Genomic DNA, 17,357 nt, shown 5'->3' with positions numbered 1-17,357 from the left:
AATGGAGTTGACAATAATGTCACATATTGTAGGTAAATCAGCCTATAAAAGTTTAGAAGAAAGAATAAATCGATTTCCCCAAGGGGCTCCACCTTCAGAAACACTTTATAAGATATTAAGTTTATTATTTAGCGAGAAGGAAGCAGCTCTTGTTGCACAATTACCTATAAGACCATTTACGGTAAAAACTGCAAGTAAGATATGGAATATGGAGGAAGTAGCAACCTATAAAATACTGAATGAATTGGCTAGTAGAGCTATTTTGCTTGATATGGATCATGGAGGAATACAAAAATACATACTTCCTCCTCCAATGGCAGGTTTTTTTGAATTTTCTATGATGAGAACAAGAAATGATATAAATCAGAAGCTTCTTGGGGAACTTTATTATGAGTACCTTAATATTGAGGAAGATTTTATAAAACAACTGTTTTTTGGTGCAGAAACAAAATTAGGAAGGGTTTATGTACAAGAAGAGGTTCTTTCAAAGGATAATGAGGTTCAAATACTGGAGTTTGAAAGAGCCAGTTATATTATAAAAAGCTCTTCTCATATAGGAATTAGTACATGTTATTGTCGGCATAAAATGCATCATGTAGGAAAAGCTTGTGATGCACCAATGGACATTTGTATGACCTTTGGTAACACTGCAGCATCTTTAATAAAACATAACTATGCTAGAAAGGTAGATGTATCCGAAGGACTAGAACTCTTACACAAAGCGTACGAGAACAATTTAGTGCAATGTGGAGAGAATGTAAGGGAGGATGTAACCTTTATATGTAATTGTTGTGGATGTTGTTGTGAAGCAATGGTGGCTGCAAGAAAGTTTGGTAATCTTCATCCTGTACAAACTACAGCATTTATTCCAAAGATAAATGAGGATAATTGTATAAATTGTGGACGTTGCGAAAGAGCTTGCCCAATTGGAGCTATCGAATGTACTACTGTAGAAGACTCATGGGGAAATAAACAAAAGAAAATGAGAATAAATGAAGAGGTATGTCTTGGCTGTGGAGTCTGTGTGAGGTCTTGTCATAAACAGAGTATATTTTTAGAAAGACGTAAAGAAAAAATAATAACTCCAGCTAATTCTGTTCACAGGTTAGTGCTCATGGCCATAGAAAAAGGAACACTTCAGAATCTAATTTTTGATAATCAGGCATTTGGAAGTCATAGAGCTATGGCAGCAGTTTTATCTACAATACTAAAATTATCACCAATTAAACAAGCTATGGCCAGTAAACAGATGAAATCAGTTTATTTGGATAAGCTAATCACTAAGATAAAGATATAAGTTTTAAATATAATTTTAAAACTTATATACAATTCCACTAATGTTCTTTAACTAATATTCTTAAGAGCCTTAGCGTAAGTTAACAAGAAGAGTTTTAATGTATAAATATTCTTAAATCTAATTTGGAATAATTATGATATTTTAATTAAAACTAACAATTAAATAGGATATAGATTGTTATTATGTCTAAAATAATAGAATGGTGTAAAAATTACCTGTTGCATATTTAAAGTTATGTTGTTATAATAGCTTTAAATTAAATAACCATCCATATAGGTCTGACAATAGGGGTCAGGCGTTTCTACAAAGAGGCCGTAAACTTCTTAACTATGGGTGAATCCAGGTTCTATTCTTAAAGGCTTTTGTATTCTGGACTTTTTGAATTTGGAACTACCATTGGATTTACTCATAATCCGATGGTAGTTTTTTTTATTTTCAAAGGAGGAATAGACATGCAAATTACAAGCAAAATTCAAAGCACAAAAGAAAATAGTAAAAACGGACTATTAGAAAAAGTGTTTAAGTTAACTAAATATGGAACTAATGCAAAAACTGAAATATTAGCAGGATTAACTACTTTTATTACTTTAGGTTATGCACTTTTAGTTATACCTAATGTGTTAAAGGCTTCAGGAATGAACTCTCAAGGCGCTCTTGGAGATGCAGCTAATGCTTTAACTGTGCTAAATGATCCAGTAGTAGGTTCAATATTTACAGCTACTTGCGTATTGTTTTTACTTTCTACATTATTTATGGGGTTATATGCTAACCTACCTTATGCTTTAGGGCCAGGAATGGGACTAGTTGCTTTCTTTACCTATGGTGTTTGCTTAACCATGGGCTTTACATGGCAGGAAGCTTCAGCAGCAGTATTTATTTCAGGAATTGTGTTTATTATATGTACAGTAACCTCTCTTAGACAACTAATAGTGGATGCTCTTCCACAAAATATAAAAGTTGCAATAACTTCAGGAATTGGATTATTTATAGCTCTAATAGGTTTAAAAAGTGGTGGAATAGTAATAGCTAACCCAGGAACTTTAGTTTCTTTTGGAAGCTTTACAAGCCCAAGTGTACTTTTAACTATTATAGGTATTTTAATTACTGGTATTCTTATGGCTAGAAGAACAAAGGGAGCCATGCTTATAGGAATTGTAGCTACAACTATTATTGGAATTCCAATGAGAGTAACTAATATTCAAGGTGCACAATTATTTTCAATGCCGCCTTCAATGATGCCAACTTTTGGTAAAATGGACTTTGTAGGTCTTTTAACTCATAATGGTACAGGATTAATTGCAGCAATTACATCAGTAATAATGGTTATTTTAACTTTCTCATTAGTGGACATGTTTGATACAATAGGAACTCTAGTTGGAACTGCACAAAAGGGAAATTTATATGATGAAGAAGGAAAACCTAGAGGTATGAACAGAGCTCTTTTGGTAGATTCTATTTCAACTACCATTGGTGCATTATTTGGACTTCCAACGGTTTCAACTTACCTTGAATCTACATCAGGAATTGCAGAAGGTGGAAAGACAGGATTAACAGCAGTAGTAACCGCTGTACTTTGTGGATTAACACTATTCTTTGCAGGTTTCGTAGGAATGGTTCCAGCCCAAGCAACAGCGCCAGTACTTATAATTATTGGATGCCTAATGCTTGAAACTATAAAAGAAGTGGATTTTTCAAGTTTTGATGAAGCACTACCAGCCTTTTTCACTATAGCAATAATGCCATTCAGCTACTCTATAGCAAATGGAATAGCGTTTGGAATAATAACCTATCCTATATTAAAAATTGCAGTAGGAAAAGGTAAGAAAGTTCATCCATTAATGTATATCCTAGCAGCACTATTTATTTTAAGGTATATATTAATTCCTCAGTAAGGTAACTGAAAATAAATAATAAATTAAAGATTAATATAGAATTTAAAAGGACTATTTCATAATACATAATTATGTACTATGAGTAGTCCTTTTTATTTATATATGCAATTTAAATAATATTTTGAAAAACTTACAAAATATTATTATTAGTTATTCTAAGACCTCATGCAAAAACTCATATAGTTGCAGCTATTTTAAAGAAGGCAGTGAGTAAACCAATTTGCATTTGAAAGATATTATTTATAGTGGGAATTATAAAAAATCATTTAGTGTCTTTCAACTATGGAAAAATTAAATGAAAGTTTTATATTAATAGATAGAAACTATGAATAAAACTAATAAATCTATGGAAGAAATATAACTACATATTTATAAATTGTTTTTTATTTAACTATAGGGAACCAAAGTCAAGAATTTAACTCATATATGAGCCTACCGTAGTTCCCTCAAGGCGGTTTGCAAATGAATCAATTAAGCATTGACTAGGGAAGCTTGTGACATATTAAGGGAGTTTTGAGAGGAGAAAGAGATTTATGAGGAAAAAGCTACATGGAATAGTGATATCAATGTTAATTTTAGTTTTTATTATGGGATGTGCTTATAGGGTGGAGTTGACTAGTGAGCTAGGAAATGCAGCAAATATAGACCAAATAATCAGCAGGGATTTGGATGGAGATCATAAGGAGAAGAAAAATAATAAATATGAAGTAGCTGGAATTCATGATGGAGAAAAGTTTGAGAAGACCTTTTTTAGAATAAAGGATTTAGTGGAAAGAGATGCACAAGAGGAGTTAGCAGAATATATATATTATCCTCTTAGAGTTAATATAAAAGGGGAAAGAAAGACAATAAAAGACAAGGAAGATTTTATAGAGAATTATAGTCACATTATCACAGAAAAAGTTAAAGAATCATTATTAAAACAAAAGGTAGAAAATCTCTTTGTTAACTATCAAGGTGTAATGGTTGGTAATGGGGAAATTTGGTTTGGATATAGAGAGAAAGCTAAAGAAAAATATGTAATTATAGCAATCAATAATGAGAAAAGGTAAATCATTATAAGAAAAACTATATTTAAAGTTAGGGTTAGTTAATGTAAGAGTATTAAACTAAACAAAATATAAGTGCGTTTATATAGCATCAACAAAATAGACAATACTGATTTAAGGTGTCAGCAGATAATTATGTATGATTAAATTAAAGGAATACACTTAAAATATGATGTTGTCTTGAAGGTTACGATGAATTATTATATAGGACTTGCACAACACAACTATTTGGTAATTATGTAGAAATTACCTTTCTAATAAAATTTTAGAAGAACCTGCATAAATTACTTAGACTGTAAAGTGATTTATATAAAATAGAGCAGAGGGAAGCTAACACTAAAAAGTTATCCCTTTGCTCTATTTTAAACATGTTTATGTGTTTAAGGTTCTAGGCTATGTTTAATCTAAATCTTCATATATTGAATAATAATCTTCACCCCAGTATTTTTGGATAAACTCATCTCTACCTGAAATTGAGCGATCCTTTTTATATTCTACAGGACTTTTTTTGTGAAAGTCTTGATGATATTCTTCAGCAGGGTAAAAGGTAGCTACAGGTAGTATCCTAGTAATTACAGGTTCAGGGAATCTACCACTTTCATTTAATTCTCTTTTGGATTGTTCAGCTACTTCCTTTTGTTCTTCAGTAGTATAGAAAATTGCTGCTCTATAAGAAGAACCTCTATCTTGGAATTGGCCTTCATCATCCATTGGGTTAATTTGTCTCCAGAAAGCTTGTAGTAGCTTTTCATAAGTGATTAAAGCTGAATCATAAAGAATCTTAACAACTTCATAATGACCAGAAGTTTGAGATTTTACATCTTTATAGGTTGGGTTCTCAAGATGCCCACCCATATATCCAGATTTCACTTCAATGATTCCATCTAGTATATCAAAGGGGGAAACCATACACCAAAAGCAACCTCCAGCAAAAACAGCAGTGCTATAATCTGTATTTGTATTTTCTAGGTTCATGTTGAACACTCCTTTTGTAGTGAAAAGTATAGTATATAGTTAAATTTTATCTTATATTTTCATATAAAGAAAGAACTTTTTAATATATGCTATGATCATATTTTTAGTAAAAAATTATATTTTAAAAATCTTTATTATGGGAAACAAAGTCAAGAATTAAATGATATATTAAACCTACATTGGTTGTCTTAAGGTGAATTGGGGCCATATAAGCTAGGGTTTCCATAAGGGAGCCTATAGTGGGTAAACAAAAAAACTTAGCTAATCCATAGGATTTTAATCAACTACCTTAAGAGCTTTTGAATATGAGTAAAATAAATCCACAGCATAGAAGTTTATAGAAATTATAGAGTTTAATATTAATGATGATATCTTATAAAAATACGCACAAAAAACTAAAATTCACATTTAAATAATAAAAAACACTTGCATAATAAATTAAATCATGTTATATTAATATAGTCGAGTGGCGAAAAGCTACTTGTAAAGAGATTTAATTTGATAAACAACATTTCCATTTTTCGGAACATATGTGAATCAGTTTTTAAATCTTAATACGAAGAAAAGGGGAAATGTTTAAATGGCAGATAAAACTTTAACATGCAAAGATTGCGGAAAAGAATTCATATTCACTGAGGGAGAGCAAGCTTTCTACAAAGAAAAAGGATTCGAAAACGAGCCACAAAGATGTGCTGATTGCAGAAGAGCAAAGAAGCAACAAAACAACGGATTCAGAAGATAATATCATTTGAATTAACAACTCTGTAAGAAGAAATTCTTATAGAGTTTTTTTATTATATAGGAAATTTAACTTTAATTATTGAAGAGAATATGGGACGGTTCTTCTAATATAAAAGCTAAAGTTATTGCAAAAGATTCCTTTATGCAATAATTTATTTCTTGTTTAAAAAAATTATAAAGGTGATATAATTTAAGGGAAAAGTTTGAGATAAAAACAAAATACGCTTCAGTTCATTGTTTTTTACTGAAGCTTTTTATAGATAATAGTTCGAGGTGTAATAAATGATAAATAAGGCTTTAGAAGTTTTAAATAAATATTATGGCTATAGCTCCTTTAGAAAAGGGCAAGAAAAAATAATTGAGGAAATTTTAAATGGAAGAGATACTGTGGCAATCATGCCTACAGGGGGAGGAAAGTCCATCTGTTATCAAATTCCTGCACTGCTTTTAGAGGGGGTAACCTTAGTTATTTCACCTCTTATATCTCTAATGAAGGATCAAGTAGACAGTATAAAGGAACTAGGAGTAGAGGCGGCTTATATCAATAGCTCCTTAAGTAGTAATGAAATAGTAATAATTTTAGATAAATTGAAAAATGGACAATTAAAGATAATTTATGTTGCACCAGAAAGACTAGAATCCAATAGTTTTATAACTCTAATGAGAGAAATTAATATTTCTCAAGTTGCAATAGATGAGGCTCATTGCGTTTCTCAGTGGGGACATGATTTTCGAACCAGCTACAGAAATATCAAAGGTTTTATAAAATCTTTGAACAAAAGACCTATTGTTTCAGCTTTTACAGCAACAGCTACAGAAGAAGTTAGAGAAGACATTGTAACCCTTCTTAATCTAAAAAATCCAAAGGTGTTTATTCAAGGCTTTGATAGAGAAAACTTAAAAATTGATGTACTTAAGGGTATAAATAAGAAGGATTTTCTTCTTAACTATGTAAGAGAAAATAGTGAGCTATCAGGTATTATTTATACGGCTACAAGAAATGAAGCAGATAAAGTCTATGAAGCTTTACTTTCAAGGGGATATTCTGTAGGAAGATATCATGCTGGCTTGTCTGAAAGTGAAAGAACTGTAAATCAAGAAGCTTTTGTTTATGATAAAGTAAATTTAATGGTAGCAACAAATGCCTTTGGCATGGGTATAGATAAACCTAATATAAGATATGTAATTCATTACAACATGCCTAAAAATATAGAGAGTTACTATCAAGAAATTGGTAGGGCAGGAAGAGATGGGGAGAAGAGTGAATGCATACTTTTATTTTCACCTTCTGATGTACATACTCAAAAGTATATTATAGATGTGGGAACTAATAATCCAGAAAGAAAAATAAATGAGTATAAAAAGCTAAAACAAATTATGGACTTTGTTCACTGTAATTCCTGCCTTAGAGAATATATATTAACTTATTTTGGTGAGGAAAGCCCTGGAGAGTGTAATAATTGCAGTAATTGCAATTTAGAAGGAGAACTTATTGATAAGACCATTGATGCACAAAAGGTTCTCTCCTGCGTGTATAGAATGAGTAGACCCTATGGAGTTAATATGATAATTGATGTGCTTAGAGGATCACAAAATAAAAAGTTGTTAGATTTGAGGTTAAATGAATTGTCTACCTATGGAATAATGAAGAGTTATTCAAAAGAAAATCTAAAGGAATTTATAAATACTTTAACAGCTCATTCTTTCTTAGAATCAGTGGAAGGTGAGTACCCTGTTATAAAGTTAAACCAAAAATCTATAGAGGTTTTAAAGAGTAAGGAGAAGGTAATTTTTAAAGAGCCTAAGAAGGTGGAAAGACTTGTAGTGAACAATGATTTGTTCGAAAATCTAAGAGCCTTAAGAACACAACTAGCTGCAGCTGAGGGGGTACCACCATACATAATTTTTGGTGATACTTCTTTAAAGGAAATGAGTACTAGATATCCAATTACTATGGAACAATTTCTAGACATTAGTGGTGTTGGTGAGGTAAAAGCTAACAAGTATGGAGAACAGTTTATTAAAGAGATTATAAGCTATACGGAAAAAAATAATATCGAAGTTAGCTGGAACTTTAAAAAAGATATAAAAACCCCAAGTGGTTCTAAGAAAAATAGCCCTTATAACAGTGAAGAAGCCTTAGTGGATAAAGTTCAGGATAATAAAACTGAAGACTTTAACAAGAAAACACCAAAATTAAACAAGGAAAAATCCTTTGAAATAACTATAAATATGATAAAAAATAATAAATCCTTAGGACAAATTGCAGTGGAAAGAGAGATAGCTGTAACTACGGTGCTTTCTCACATAACGGAGTTTCTTAAAGAAGGAAATTCCTTAGATTTTCCAGTGGATTTTACAGGGGTATTCGATGAACAGGTGGAAGCTTTAGTGATGGAGGCAATAAAAGAAGTAGGTGCTAGTAAGTTAAAACCTATAAAAGAAAGAGTACCTGAACATATTACCTATGATCAGATAAAAGGAGTAATTTTAAAGAACTTCTCAGAATAAAGAATCAAAAAGGATCGGTAGACAACCGATCCTTTTTACATTTAATCATATTGAGCCTGTGTTAGTGCTTTACAATTTATATAGATTTATATAATAATTCAAAGTTTTTTAGTAATGATAATTTCACCTCAGAACTTTTGGGAATATACAGTATCTTTACAGTGATAAATACTAACTTTCAAACTTAAGAAGTGACTATTATGTAGTGAGATTTGCTAACGAGTATAATCCTAAAAGTGAGCCAGACTATGCATGAATTTCATATAATATAATATAATGTATCAAGAATGATATCCTGTTAGATATTATAGGAATTAATTCTTAATTTATGCAAGGAGGAATATTTATGGATGTTGGAAAATTTATTGTTGACCAAGCTCTAATTCTTGTTCCTGTATTATATATCATAGGTATGTTTTTAAAGAACACACCCAAAATTAAAGACTGGACAATCCCCTATATATTACTAGTATGTGGAATTTTAGGAGCAATAGCAATTATGGGATTAAGTGCTTCGGCAGTAATTCAAGGTATTTTAGTAGCAGGAACCACTGTATTTACTAATCAGTTAATTAAACAAACCAGAGAAAAAGAAGAATAATGAGCTAAGGTAATCTCTAATATAGGGGTTGCCTTTTTTATATAAAAAATATCAATTTTGACATGAAGAAAATAAGTAAGGGAAGCTAATCTTACCAAATAGTAAGATTAATTTTTTTATTGTAAGTTAGCTGAAATGGAATAAGAAATCTTAAGGGGATATAATAGAAATGTAGAAAGGCAATGAACAAGAGATATAGCAATAAAATAAGACTAAAGCCAAAGTGACAATTAAAAAATAATTTTAATTATGATACTGAATAGGTTAAATCATAAAAATAAGCAATTTTTAATTCAAAGGTTAATTACCGTGAAAAATATAGTTTCAAGAAGGAGAGAAAATAATGGAGATTTTAAAAGTTGAAAACTTAAGTAAGATATACGGAAAAGGAGACAACAAGGTAGAAGCTCTTAAAAATATTAGTATGTCAATAAATAAAGGAGAGTTTGTAGCAGTTGTAGGGGCTTCAGGATCAGGTAAGAGTACTTTACTACACTTATTAGGAGGTTTAGATAAACCAACTAACGGTAAGGTAATTATAGATGGCGAAAGTATTTATGACTATAAAGAAGAAAAGTTAGCAATATTTAGAAGAAGAAAAATAGGATTTGTATTTCAATTTTTTAACTTAATCCCTGTATTAGACGTGGAGGAAAATATATCACTTCCAGCACTTTTAGATAACGATAAGGTCGATAAGTCCTACTTACAGGAACTAATTCAAATTCTAGGTCTTGAGGAAAGAAGAAGTCATCTTCCTTCAGAACTTTCAGGAGGGCAACAGCAAAGAGTTTCTATTGGAAGAGCGCTTTTAAATAAGCCAGCAATTATTCTAGCCGATGAACCCACAGGAAACTTAGATAGCAAAAATTCTAAGGAAGTTATAGAACTTTTAAAAATAACTGCAAGAAAATATAATCAAACCTTAATTCTGATAACTCATGATGTAAATATTGCGTCTATGGCAGATAGAGTAATTACCATTGAAGATGGAGAAATTACCTCAGACAAATATTTAAGAAATAAAGTAGGCTAGATAAGCTTTAATTAAACTTTAAATAATGAGGGACTTAGCGTAAAAATATATTGAAGGAAAGAAATAATTTTGTGGAAAGTAGTAAGAAAATATAGATAAAAATAAGAATAATAAATGAAATTAACTGTTTCAAAGAATAGTAGGATTTCTGATAGAAACATAAAAGTAGGAGGTAACAAGGTGATTACAGAGTTTAAACAGCTTTCAAATAGATATTTAAAAGCCAATAAAAAAAGAACTGTCTTAACTATCATAGGAATAGTTTTATCAGTAGCTTTAATTTCAACCATAGGGCTTTTCTTTAAAAGCATGCAGCAAACGGAGATAGAGGATACAAAGGGAAAGTATGGTTCTTTTCATATAGCTTATAAGAAAATAAATGAAGACAAGATGAATAAGATTATTAATAACCCAAGAGTTGGTAGAAGTGGATTATATAGCATGGGTGAAGAAGAAGAGTTTACTGATAAACTTAAGATTTTTTCAGTAGTAGCCTCAAGTAAGGCCTTGGAGCTGGCACCATATAAACCAGCGGAGGGGAGACTTCCAGAGAGAGAGAATGAAATAGCTATTGAAAAATGGGCTTTAAGATATATTGATAACAATGGCAAGGTTGGAGAAAAAATAAAAATTAAAGACAAAGAATACTTGCTTGTAGGATTGCTTGAAAATACTATTCAAAATCAATCAGATAGTAAAATAATGATATTATCTAATAGTAATAATATAAATATTGAAAATGCTACACTGATAGTTGAGATAAGCTCAAAGGCAAACTTAAAAAAGTCAGTGGAGGAATTAGTTGCATTAGGAGAAAAGGGTAATGTTATTAAAAATACTATGCTTTTAGGACTGTTAGGAGCAGGAGAAGGTAGCTCATCTTGGAAAGGAATTTATTTTACTGTTGGTATAATAATTTCAATCGTAGTGGTTTGTACCATTGCAGTGATTTATAATTCCTTTCAAATTAGTGTGGTGGAAAGAGTTAAGCAATTTGGGCTTCTAAGAGCAGTTGGAGCTACCCCTAAACAAGTTAGAAAGCTAGTGTTTAAAGAGGCTACCACAGTAGCAGTAATTGCAATTCCTCTAGGATTAATTTTTGGAGTTATAGCTCTTTTAGGAATAAAGCTTACCTTTAAGTTAATTGGAGCAGATTCTGTTATGAACATTAAATTAACTATATCTTACGGAGTTTTAGCTATAAGTGCATTGGTAGGATTAATATCAATATATATTTCAGCCTTCATACCAGCTCACTTCGCAGGCAAAATATCGCCTTTAGTTGCTATTAGCAGCAGAGCTACTATTACAAAGGAAAAAATTAAGAAAAGAAGAGCAGGTTTAATAGGTAAGGTGCTGGGTTTTGAAGGATCATTAGCTTCTAAAAATATGAAGAGAAATAGAAAAAGATATAGAATAACAGTATTTTCTATTGTAATTAGTGTGGTTTTATTTATAACCTTCAAATCTTTTATGGACATGTCTTTAAATATATCTGATGATTTAAATGAATCACAGAACATTCATTTTACAGTATCTCCTCAGTACATTAATGAGGGTAAAAGAGTATTCATCGAAGATAAGTTAGTTGAGGATATAAAAAATGTTGCCATGGTGGAAAAAGTATACAAAAGTTATGAGATGAATTATCTAAAGGCAGCTATAAACAGTGAAGGAAAAGTTAAAGAAGTAAATAATATTGAAAATGTGTACAAATCAACAAACTTAGGCAACAACAAAACTGGAATAAATAGTAATGTTGCAATTTATGATGATAATGCTTTAGAAGTTTCTAAAGGGTATATAGAAAGTGGAAATATAGACAAGGAGGCACTAAATAAAGAAAATGGTGTAATTCTTATTAAAAAGAATAGAATTTTTAATGAAAAAACTAAAAATGTGTACTACGGTGAAATTGCATCTCTAAAGGTTGGAGATGAAATAGAGTTAGAAGCTTATGGTGATCTTAATGAAAGAGAAAATATGTCATCAGAAAATTCATTGCAGTTTAATAAAGGTAGTATTAAAAAAGTAAAGATTATGGCTATTTTAAAAGCAGAACCATTTTACTTTTATGGACCAGAAAAGTCTTTAAATTTTATTAGTACTAAAGAAGTTGTAGAGGGCTTGGTTGGGAAAGGTGAACTTAAACCTATAAGCTTGGATATTCAAATTAAAGATCAAAAAGAAGAAATTCAAGCAAAAGAAAAAATTGAAGAACAAATAAAATCAAACCCAGCCTTAATGTTAACTAATAATATTGATGATAATAGGAAAAACAAATCAGCTATATTAATGGTACAAATATTATTATACGGTTTCGTAACTGTAGTATCTTTAATTGGTAGTGTAAATATTATTAATACCTTAACTACTAATATAATTTTAAGAAAAAAAGAGTTTTCAACCTTAAAATCTATAGGACTAACTCAAAAGGGATTAAAGAAGATTATTGTATTAGAAGGACTTTTATATGGAGTAGTAGGAAGTATATATGGTGGTATTATTGGAACGGGCTTATCCTACCTAATGGGTGGAGGAATGAATGCAGCAAGGGAGTTTAAATGGGCAATTCCTTGGAATGCTATAGGAATTGCAACAGTGGCAGCACTAATAATTGGGTATCTTTCAGTTTTGGCACCACTTAAAAGAATTGGTAATGAGAATTTAATTGAAGGTATAAGGGAAGACTTTTAAAGATTTAGAAATTAAAGTGTAGGAGAAAGAGTCGGTGGTAACTGACTCTTTTTCTATGAAATAGAATATTTAACATGTATACTATGGTAGTTACTCATTATCTTTTTCATATGTAAGATTATCTATTAAGAATATAAATATTACTTGTCCTGTGAAATTTTGTAAGTAAAAGTTTATTAGTATAATTAAATAAAGGTTTATACCTAATAATGTTTAGGGTAAAATTATTGATGAGGTGAGTTTATGAATAAATTATTATTAATTGAAGATGATGAAGCACTAGCATTAGGAATAGAATTTACCCTTAAAGATGAAGGCTACGAAGTATTCAGAGGCGCTACTATAGCTGAAGGAAAAAGTTTACTAGAAAAAGAAGAGTTTGATTTAATATTACTTGATATAAATTTACCAGATGGTAATGGCTACGATTTATGTAAATACATAAGAAGAACAAGTGAGGTTCCAATTATATTTTTAACTGCATTAGATGATGAAGTTAATATAGTCTTAGGGCTAGAAATTGGTGGAGATGACTATATTACAAAACCTTTTAGAGTGAGAGAACTTTTATCAAGAATTAAAGCTTTAATTAGAAGAAGTAATAAAGGACAAACTTATGGTAATAAGCTAAGAAGTGGTGATTTGGAGATAAACACTTTAGAAACCACTGTTAAAAAGCGAGGGCAAGAGTTAATCTTAACTGCTCAGGAATATAAGCTGTTATTAATTTTTATGAGTAATCCAAATATACTGATGAAGAGGGATGAAATACTAGGAAGGCTTATTGAAGGGGACGAGGTTTTCTTTGATGAAAATACTCTTTCAGTTTACATAAAAAGAATTAGGGAAAAGATAGAAGATAATCCTAGAGAGCCCCAGTATATAATTACTCAAAGAGGCTTAGGGTATAAGTGGAATGTAGAGGTTGTGAGAATATGAGAAGATATTTTATCAACCCAGAGCTTAAGAGAAGTTCTATTTTTATTGTCATCTTAATGAGTGTTTTTTTCGCTGGGACAGTTTTCATTTTAAAACTACAACAGGAAGCTTTGAAGAATTCTTATATAAAGGTTCTAGGAGCAACAGCAGCAAAAATTGTTGAGAAGGAGCCTAATTTAGAAAAGGATATCATTCCAATAGTATTAGGAAGAGCCACAGCGGAAGAAGAAGCTAAGGGTGAAAATTTCTTAAAACAATATGGGGTTACTAAAGAGCTAGATACTATTATTTTTCCCTATGTTAACCAAACCTCATTAGAAAATTTTTATCTATTAGGATTTGTTTTTCTTTCAATGCTTATAATACTTTTTATTATGAACTATTTGCATCATATATTCTTCTATAAAAGAATAAGAAGACTAACTACAGCTGCTAAAAAGGTTGTTGAAGGGGAATACCAAATAGCAATTAGTGAGGATAAGGAAGGAGATTTTTCAAAGCTTGCAATATCTTTCAATTCTATGAGAGAGATTATAAGAAGCAATTTACATGAACTAAATAGAGAAAAGAAGTTTTTAGTAGATTTGCTATCAGACATATCTCATCAATTAAAAACTCCTTTAGCTTCCATGATTTTATATAATGAAATTATGCTAAGTAAAGACTTGGAAAAAGAGCAAAGAACTACATTTTTAGTAAATAATCAAAATCAGCTGCATAGGATGGAATGGCTTATAAAGAGTATGTTAAAACTAGCTAAAATAGATGCTAAGGCTATAGAGTTTCATAAGGAGAACTGTAGCTTAAATGAAACCATACATGAATCTATTGAAGTCTTAGAAAGTATGGCAAATGTAAAGGGCATTAAGGTAAAGATTCATGAGAAAGAGAATATAATATTTAATCATGATACTCTTTGGCTTCAGGAAGCGTTAATTAATATTATAAAAAATGCAATAGAGCATAGCGAAGTAAATACAGAAGTTTATGTAAGTCTAATAGAAAACCCTGTATATAGAAGAGTTACTATTGAAGATCAAGGGGAAGGTATTAGTGAGGAGGATTTACCTAATATCTTTAAAAGATTCTACAAAGCTAAGGGGGCTAAAAATACTAACTCAGTGGGAATAGGCTTAGCACTAGCCAAATCTATAGTAGAAGCTCATGGTGGTATGATAGAAGCCCATAGCGACTTAGGTATAGGCACTAGATTTATTATAACTTTTTTAAAATACTAAGGTTACTAAAGAACATATGTACAAATGGGGGTACATAAACAGTAGCCTAATTTAAAAAATATAAATTTTATATCGTGCTATTTATGAGTAATGCAGATTAAAGCATCTCAATTTTATCATAGTAAGGCCTTATAAATTTCTTTTTTAAGCACAAAATAACCTATAACTTTAGTTGGAGGTGTTATGTTGAAGAAGTTTATAAGGCTTATCTTATTTCTTATAATTATTTTAGCAGGTTTTCCTATTGTATCCTTTGCTTCTAAAGAAAAAGGAGAAGTCCCCATTTTGCAGATACCTGTAATAAGTGATGTTCATATTGGAGATGGAAAAGCTGAGGATAAAACAACAAAGGTGCTAAAAGACTACAAAACCCTGGCACCAGGTTATAGGGCAATAGCCATAGTAGGAGATATGACAGATTGTGGGTTAGAAGAACAGTATGATAAGTTTAATAAGCTTCTTGAAGAAAATATGAGCCAAGGAGCTGAAAAAATTATTACCATTGGGAATCATGAATTTTTCGAGGGTAGATTTTTCAAGAAGCCTGGACTTACAGATGAAATTTTAACAGATAGATTTATAAGAAAAACACAAATGCCAGGAGTTTATTATGATAAGTGGATAGAAGGATATCACTGTATAGTCCTTGGAGGAGAAAAATCTAACTTATCTGATGAAACTATTGGAGATAAAGCTATAATTTCAGAAGAGCAATATAAGTGGTTGGAGAAAGTCTTACAAAAAAAGGTCAGACCAGATAAACCAATCTTTATATTTTTACATCAACCTATAGATAATACGGTTTATGGAAGTACACAGTGGGGTGGGGGATTAAGTGATGGTAGATTATACAATTTACTTAGAGAGTATCCACAAGCTATATTATTTACAGCACACTCCCACTACCCGCTAAATCATCCTAAAACCTTATATCAAAATAACTTTACCATGGTAAATACAGGAGCAATAAGATATATATTAGGGGAGGATGGGACAGTAAGGTCAGGAGATATGCAGGGACTACTAGTCAATGTTTATAAAAATCGAGTTGAAATTAAAGCTAGGGATTTTGCTAAGGATATATGGATAAATCAATCTACTATTAATTTGCCAGGCAAGCAGTCTTTTATTGATAAAATTAAGAGGAATATTTTAAATAGATAAGTTTAGGGAAACTTAATATGCATTACTCATTAAGGGAGTTTTACATCTGATTTACAAAGAATAAAATACCTTACTAAACCTATGATAAAGCCAAGGCTTAATTAAGCTTGTAGTGGAATTATAACTATGAAATTTATTGAAATGTAAAGCAATAAGGTGATTTTTTATTTTTTCACCTTATTGCTTTTTATGGAAAAATAATTTTTGATAGTATACAGCTTTCACCATTAAGTAGATTTAAATTCTATTAACTAAAGTCTGCTTATAAAATGAGATAAGTGGATTTTTAACGCCTTAAGTGCTATTATAATTATAACTGGGCATATTGTAAATATTATACATGTTAAAACATAATGTGTAAGGAAAAAAAGGAGTTGCTTATATGAAAAATATAGTTGATATAAATTGGTTAAAAGAACATATTAAGGATGAAAGCCTTGTAATTATTGATTGTAGGTTTAGTCTTCAAGATCCAACCTATGGAGAGAAAGCCTACCAGGAAGCACATATACCAAAGGCTGCATCCGTCAATCTTGATAAAGACTTAGCAGGAGAAAAGAGGGAACATGGAGGAAGACACCCGCTTCCAAATATAAAGGAATTTGTTAGTTTTATGGAAAGCTTAGGAGTATCAAACCATTCTAAAGTTTTAATCTATGATGATGGAGACTTAGCTGCACCTTCAAGACTATGGTGGATGCTTAAATATATAGGACTTGACACAATATATATACTAGAAGGAGGCATAAATGCTTGGTTATCTTCAGGGGGAGAAGTTACTAAGGAAGAATATAGAGGAAAAGAACCAGGTAAAATAGAAGTGAACTTAAGGGAAGAAATGCAATGTCCTATGGAATATGTAAAAGCAAACCTTAACAATGAGGATATAGTAATTATTGACTCAAGAGCAAGAGAAAGATATTTAGGTCTTGTAGAGCCAATGGATAAGAAAGCTGGTCATATTCCAGGAGCTAAGAATTATGATTGGACTCTAAATTTTAAAGATGGAAAGGTGCGTCCAATAGAAGAACTTAGAGAAAGATTTGATAAAGTAAATGATTATAAAGAAGTAATAGTTCATTGTGGTTCTGGCGTAACAGGTTGTGCCAATGTACTTTTTCTTGAAGAAGTGGGCATTTCTTCAAAGCTATATGTAGGAAGCTGGAGTGATTGGTCAAGTTACGATGAAAATCCAATATCAACAGAAGAACAGTAGA

General features: G+C 30.8%; 13 protein-coding genes and 1 riboswitch. Of the genes, 12 read left to right on the top strand and 1 reads right to left on the bottom strand.

Annotated elements, in window-relative coordinates; genetic code table 11:
* Window positions 1-16: 16 nt before the first annotated feature.
* The 3 genes from J2Z44_RS01520 (at window position 17) to J2Z44_RS01510 (ending at window position 4,241) form a co-directional block, all read left to right on the top strand.
* Window positions 17-1,297 (top strand): 4Fe-4S dicluster domain-containing protein, encoded by a 1,281-nt coding sequence (locus J2Z44_RS01520; RefSeq protein WP_021284784.1) that lies wholly within the window; start codon window positions 17-19, stop codon window positions 1,295-1,297.
* A gap of 248 nt (window positions 1,298-1,545) precedes the next feature.
* Window positions 1,546-1,647: riboswitch (purine riboswitch) on the top strand.
* A gap of 102 nt (window positions 1,648-1,749) precedes the next feature.
* Window positions 1,750-3,189: an NCS2 family permease gene (locus tag J2Z44_RS01515; RefSeq protein ID WP_021284783.1), complete on the top strand. Its 1,440-nt coding sequence runs from the start codon at window positions 1,750-1,752 to the stop codon at window positions 3,187-3,189.
* A 533-nt stretch (window positions 3,190-3,722) separates the two neighbouring features.
* Window positions 3,723-4,241: a hypothetical protein gene (locus J2Z44_RS01510; RefSeq protein WP_021284782.1), complete on the top strand. Its 519-nt coding sequence runs from the start codon at window positions 3,723-3,725 to the stop codon at window positions 4,239-4,241.
* A 396-nt stretch (window positions 4,242-4,637) separates the two neighbouring features.
* Here J2Z44_RS01510 and msrA read toward each other — a convergent pair whose 3' ends face one another.
* Complete coding sequence (msrA, locus tag J2Z44_RS01505) at window positions 4,638-5,213, bottom strand: peptide-methionine (S)-S-oxide reductase MsrA (protein WP_021284781.1); 576 nt, start codon at window positions 5,211-5,213, stop codon at window positions 4,638-4,640.
* 580 nt (window positions 5,214-5,793) lie between these two features.
* Here msrA and J2Z44_RS01500 point away from each other — a divergent pair.
* The 9 genes from J2Z44_RS01500 (at window position 5,794) to J2Z44_RS01460 (ending at window position 17,356) form a co-directional block, all read left to right on the top strand.
* The gene (locus J2Z44_RS01500) at window positions 5,794-5,955 is read left to right on the top strand and encodes a zinc-ribbon domain-containing protein (RefSeq protein ID WP_017414257.1); all 162 of its coding nucleotides are present in this window, start codon (window positions 5,794-5,796) and stop codon (window positions 5,953-5,955) included.
* Between the two features lie 284 nt (window positions 5,956-6,239).
* Entirely contained in the window at window positions 6,240-8,465 is a 2,226-nt protein-coding gene (gene recQ, locus J2Z44_RS01495) for a DNA helicase RecQ (protein WP_209649307.1), read from the top strand.
* 346 nt (window positions 8,466-8,811) lie between these two features.
* Entirely contained in the window at window positions 8,812-9,066 is a 255-nt protein-coding gene (locus tag J2Z44_RS01490; RefSeq protein ID WP_021284778.1) for a phage holin family protein, read from the top strand.
* A 343-nt stretch (window positions 9,067-9,409) separates the two neighbouring features.
* Window positions 9,410-10,102 carry an ABC transporter ATP-binding protein gene (locus J2Z44_RS01485; RefSeq protein ID WP_021284777.1) on the top strand — a complete coding sequence of 231 codons (693 nt, stop codon included), beginning with the start codon at window positions 9,410-9,412 and terminating at the stop codon, window positions 10,100-10,102.
* A 180-nt stretch (window positions 10,103-10,282) separates the two neighbouring features.
* The gene (locus J2Z44_RS01480; RefSeq protein ID WP_021284776.1) at window positions 10,283-12,799 is read left to right on the top strand and encodes an ABC transporter permease; all 2,517 of its coding nucleotides are present in this window, start codon (window positions 10,283-10,285) and stop codon (window positions 12,797-12,799) included.
* A 243-nt stretch (window positions 12,800-13,042) separates the two neighbouring features.
* Window positions 13,043-13,738, top strand: a complete 696-nt coding sequence (locus J2Z44_RS01475; protein WP_021284775.1) for a response regulator transcription factor — start codon at window positions 13,043-13,045, stop codon at window positions 13,736-13,738.
* On the top strand, window positions 13,735-14,976 hold the full coding sequence (locus tag J2Z44_RS01470) for a HAMP domain-containing sensor histidine kinase (RefSeq protein ID WP_021284774.1): 1,242 nt from the start codon (window positions 13,735-13,737) through the stop codon (window positions 14,974-14,976). The genes J2Z44_RS01475 and J2Z44_RS01470 overlap by 4 nt, the downstream gene beginning before the upstream one ends.
* 183 nt (window positions 14,977-15,159) lie before the next feature.
* Entirely contained in the window at window positions 15,160-16,140 is a 981-nt protein-coding gene (locus J2Z44_RS01465) for a metallophosphoesterase family protein (RefSeq protein WP_082206975.1), read from the top strand.
* Between the two features lie 382 nt (window positions 16,141-16,522).
* Window positions 16,523-17,356: a sulfurtransferase gene (locus tag J2Z44_RS01460; protein ID WP_021284772.1), complete on the top strand. Its 834-nt coding sequence runs from the start codon at window positions 16,523-16,525 to the stop codon at window positions 17,354-17,356.
* Window position 17,357 lies beyond the last annotated feature (1 nt).

This window comes from Clostridium punense (assembly GCF_017874425.1).
Lineage (GTDB): Bacteria > Bacillota > Clostridia > Clostridiales > Clostridiaceae > Clostridium_J > Clostridium_J punense.
The sequence above is the reverse complement of the archived record's forward strand: the minus strand, read 5'-3'. Positions and strand labels throughout refer to the sequence as shown.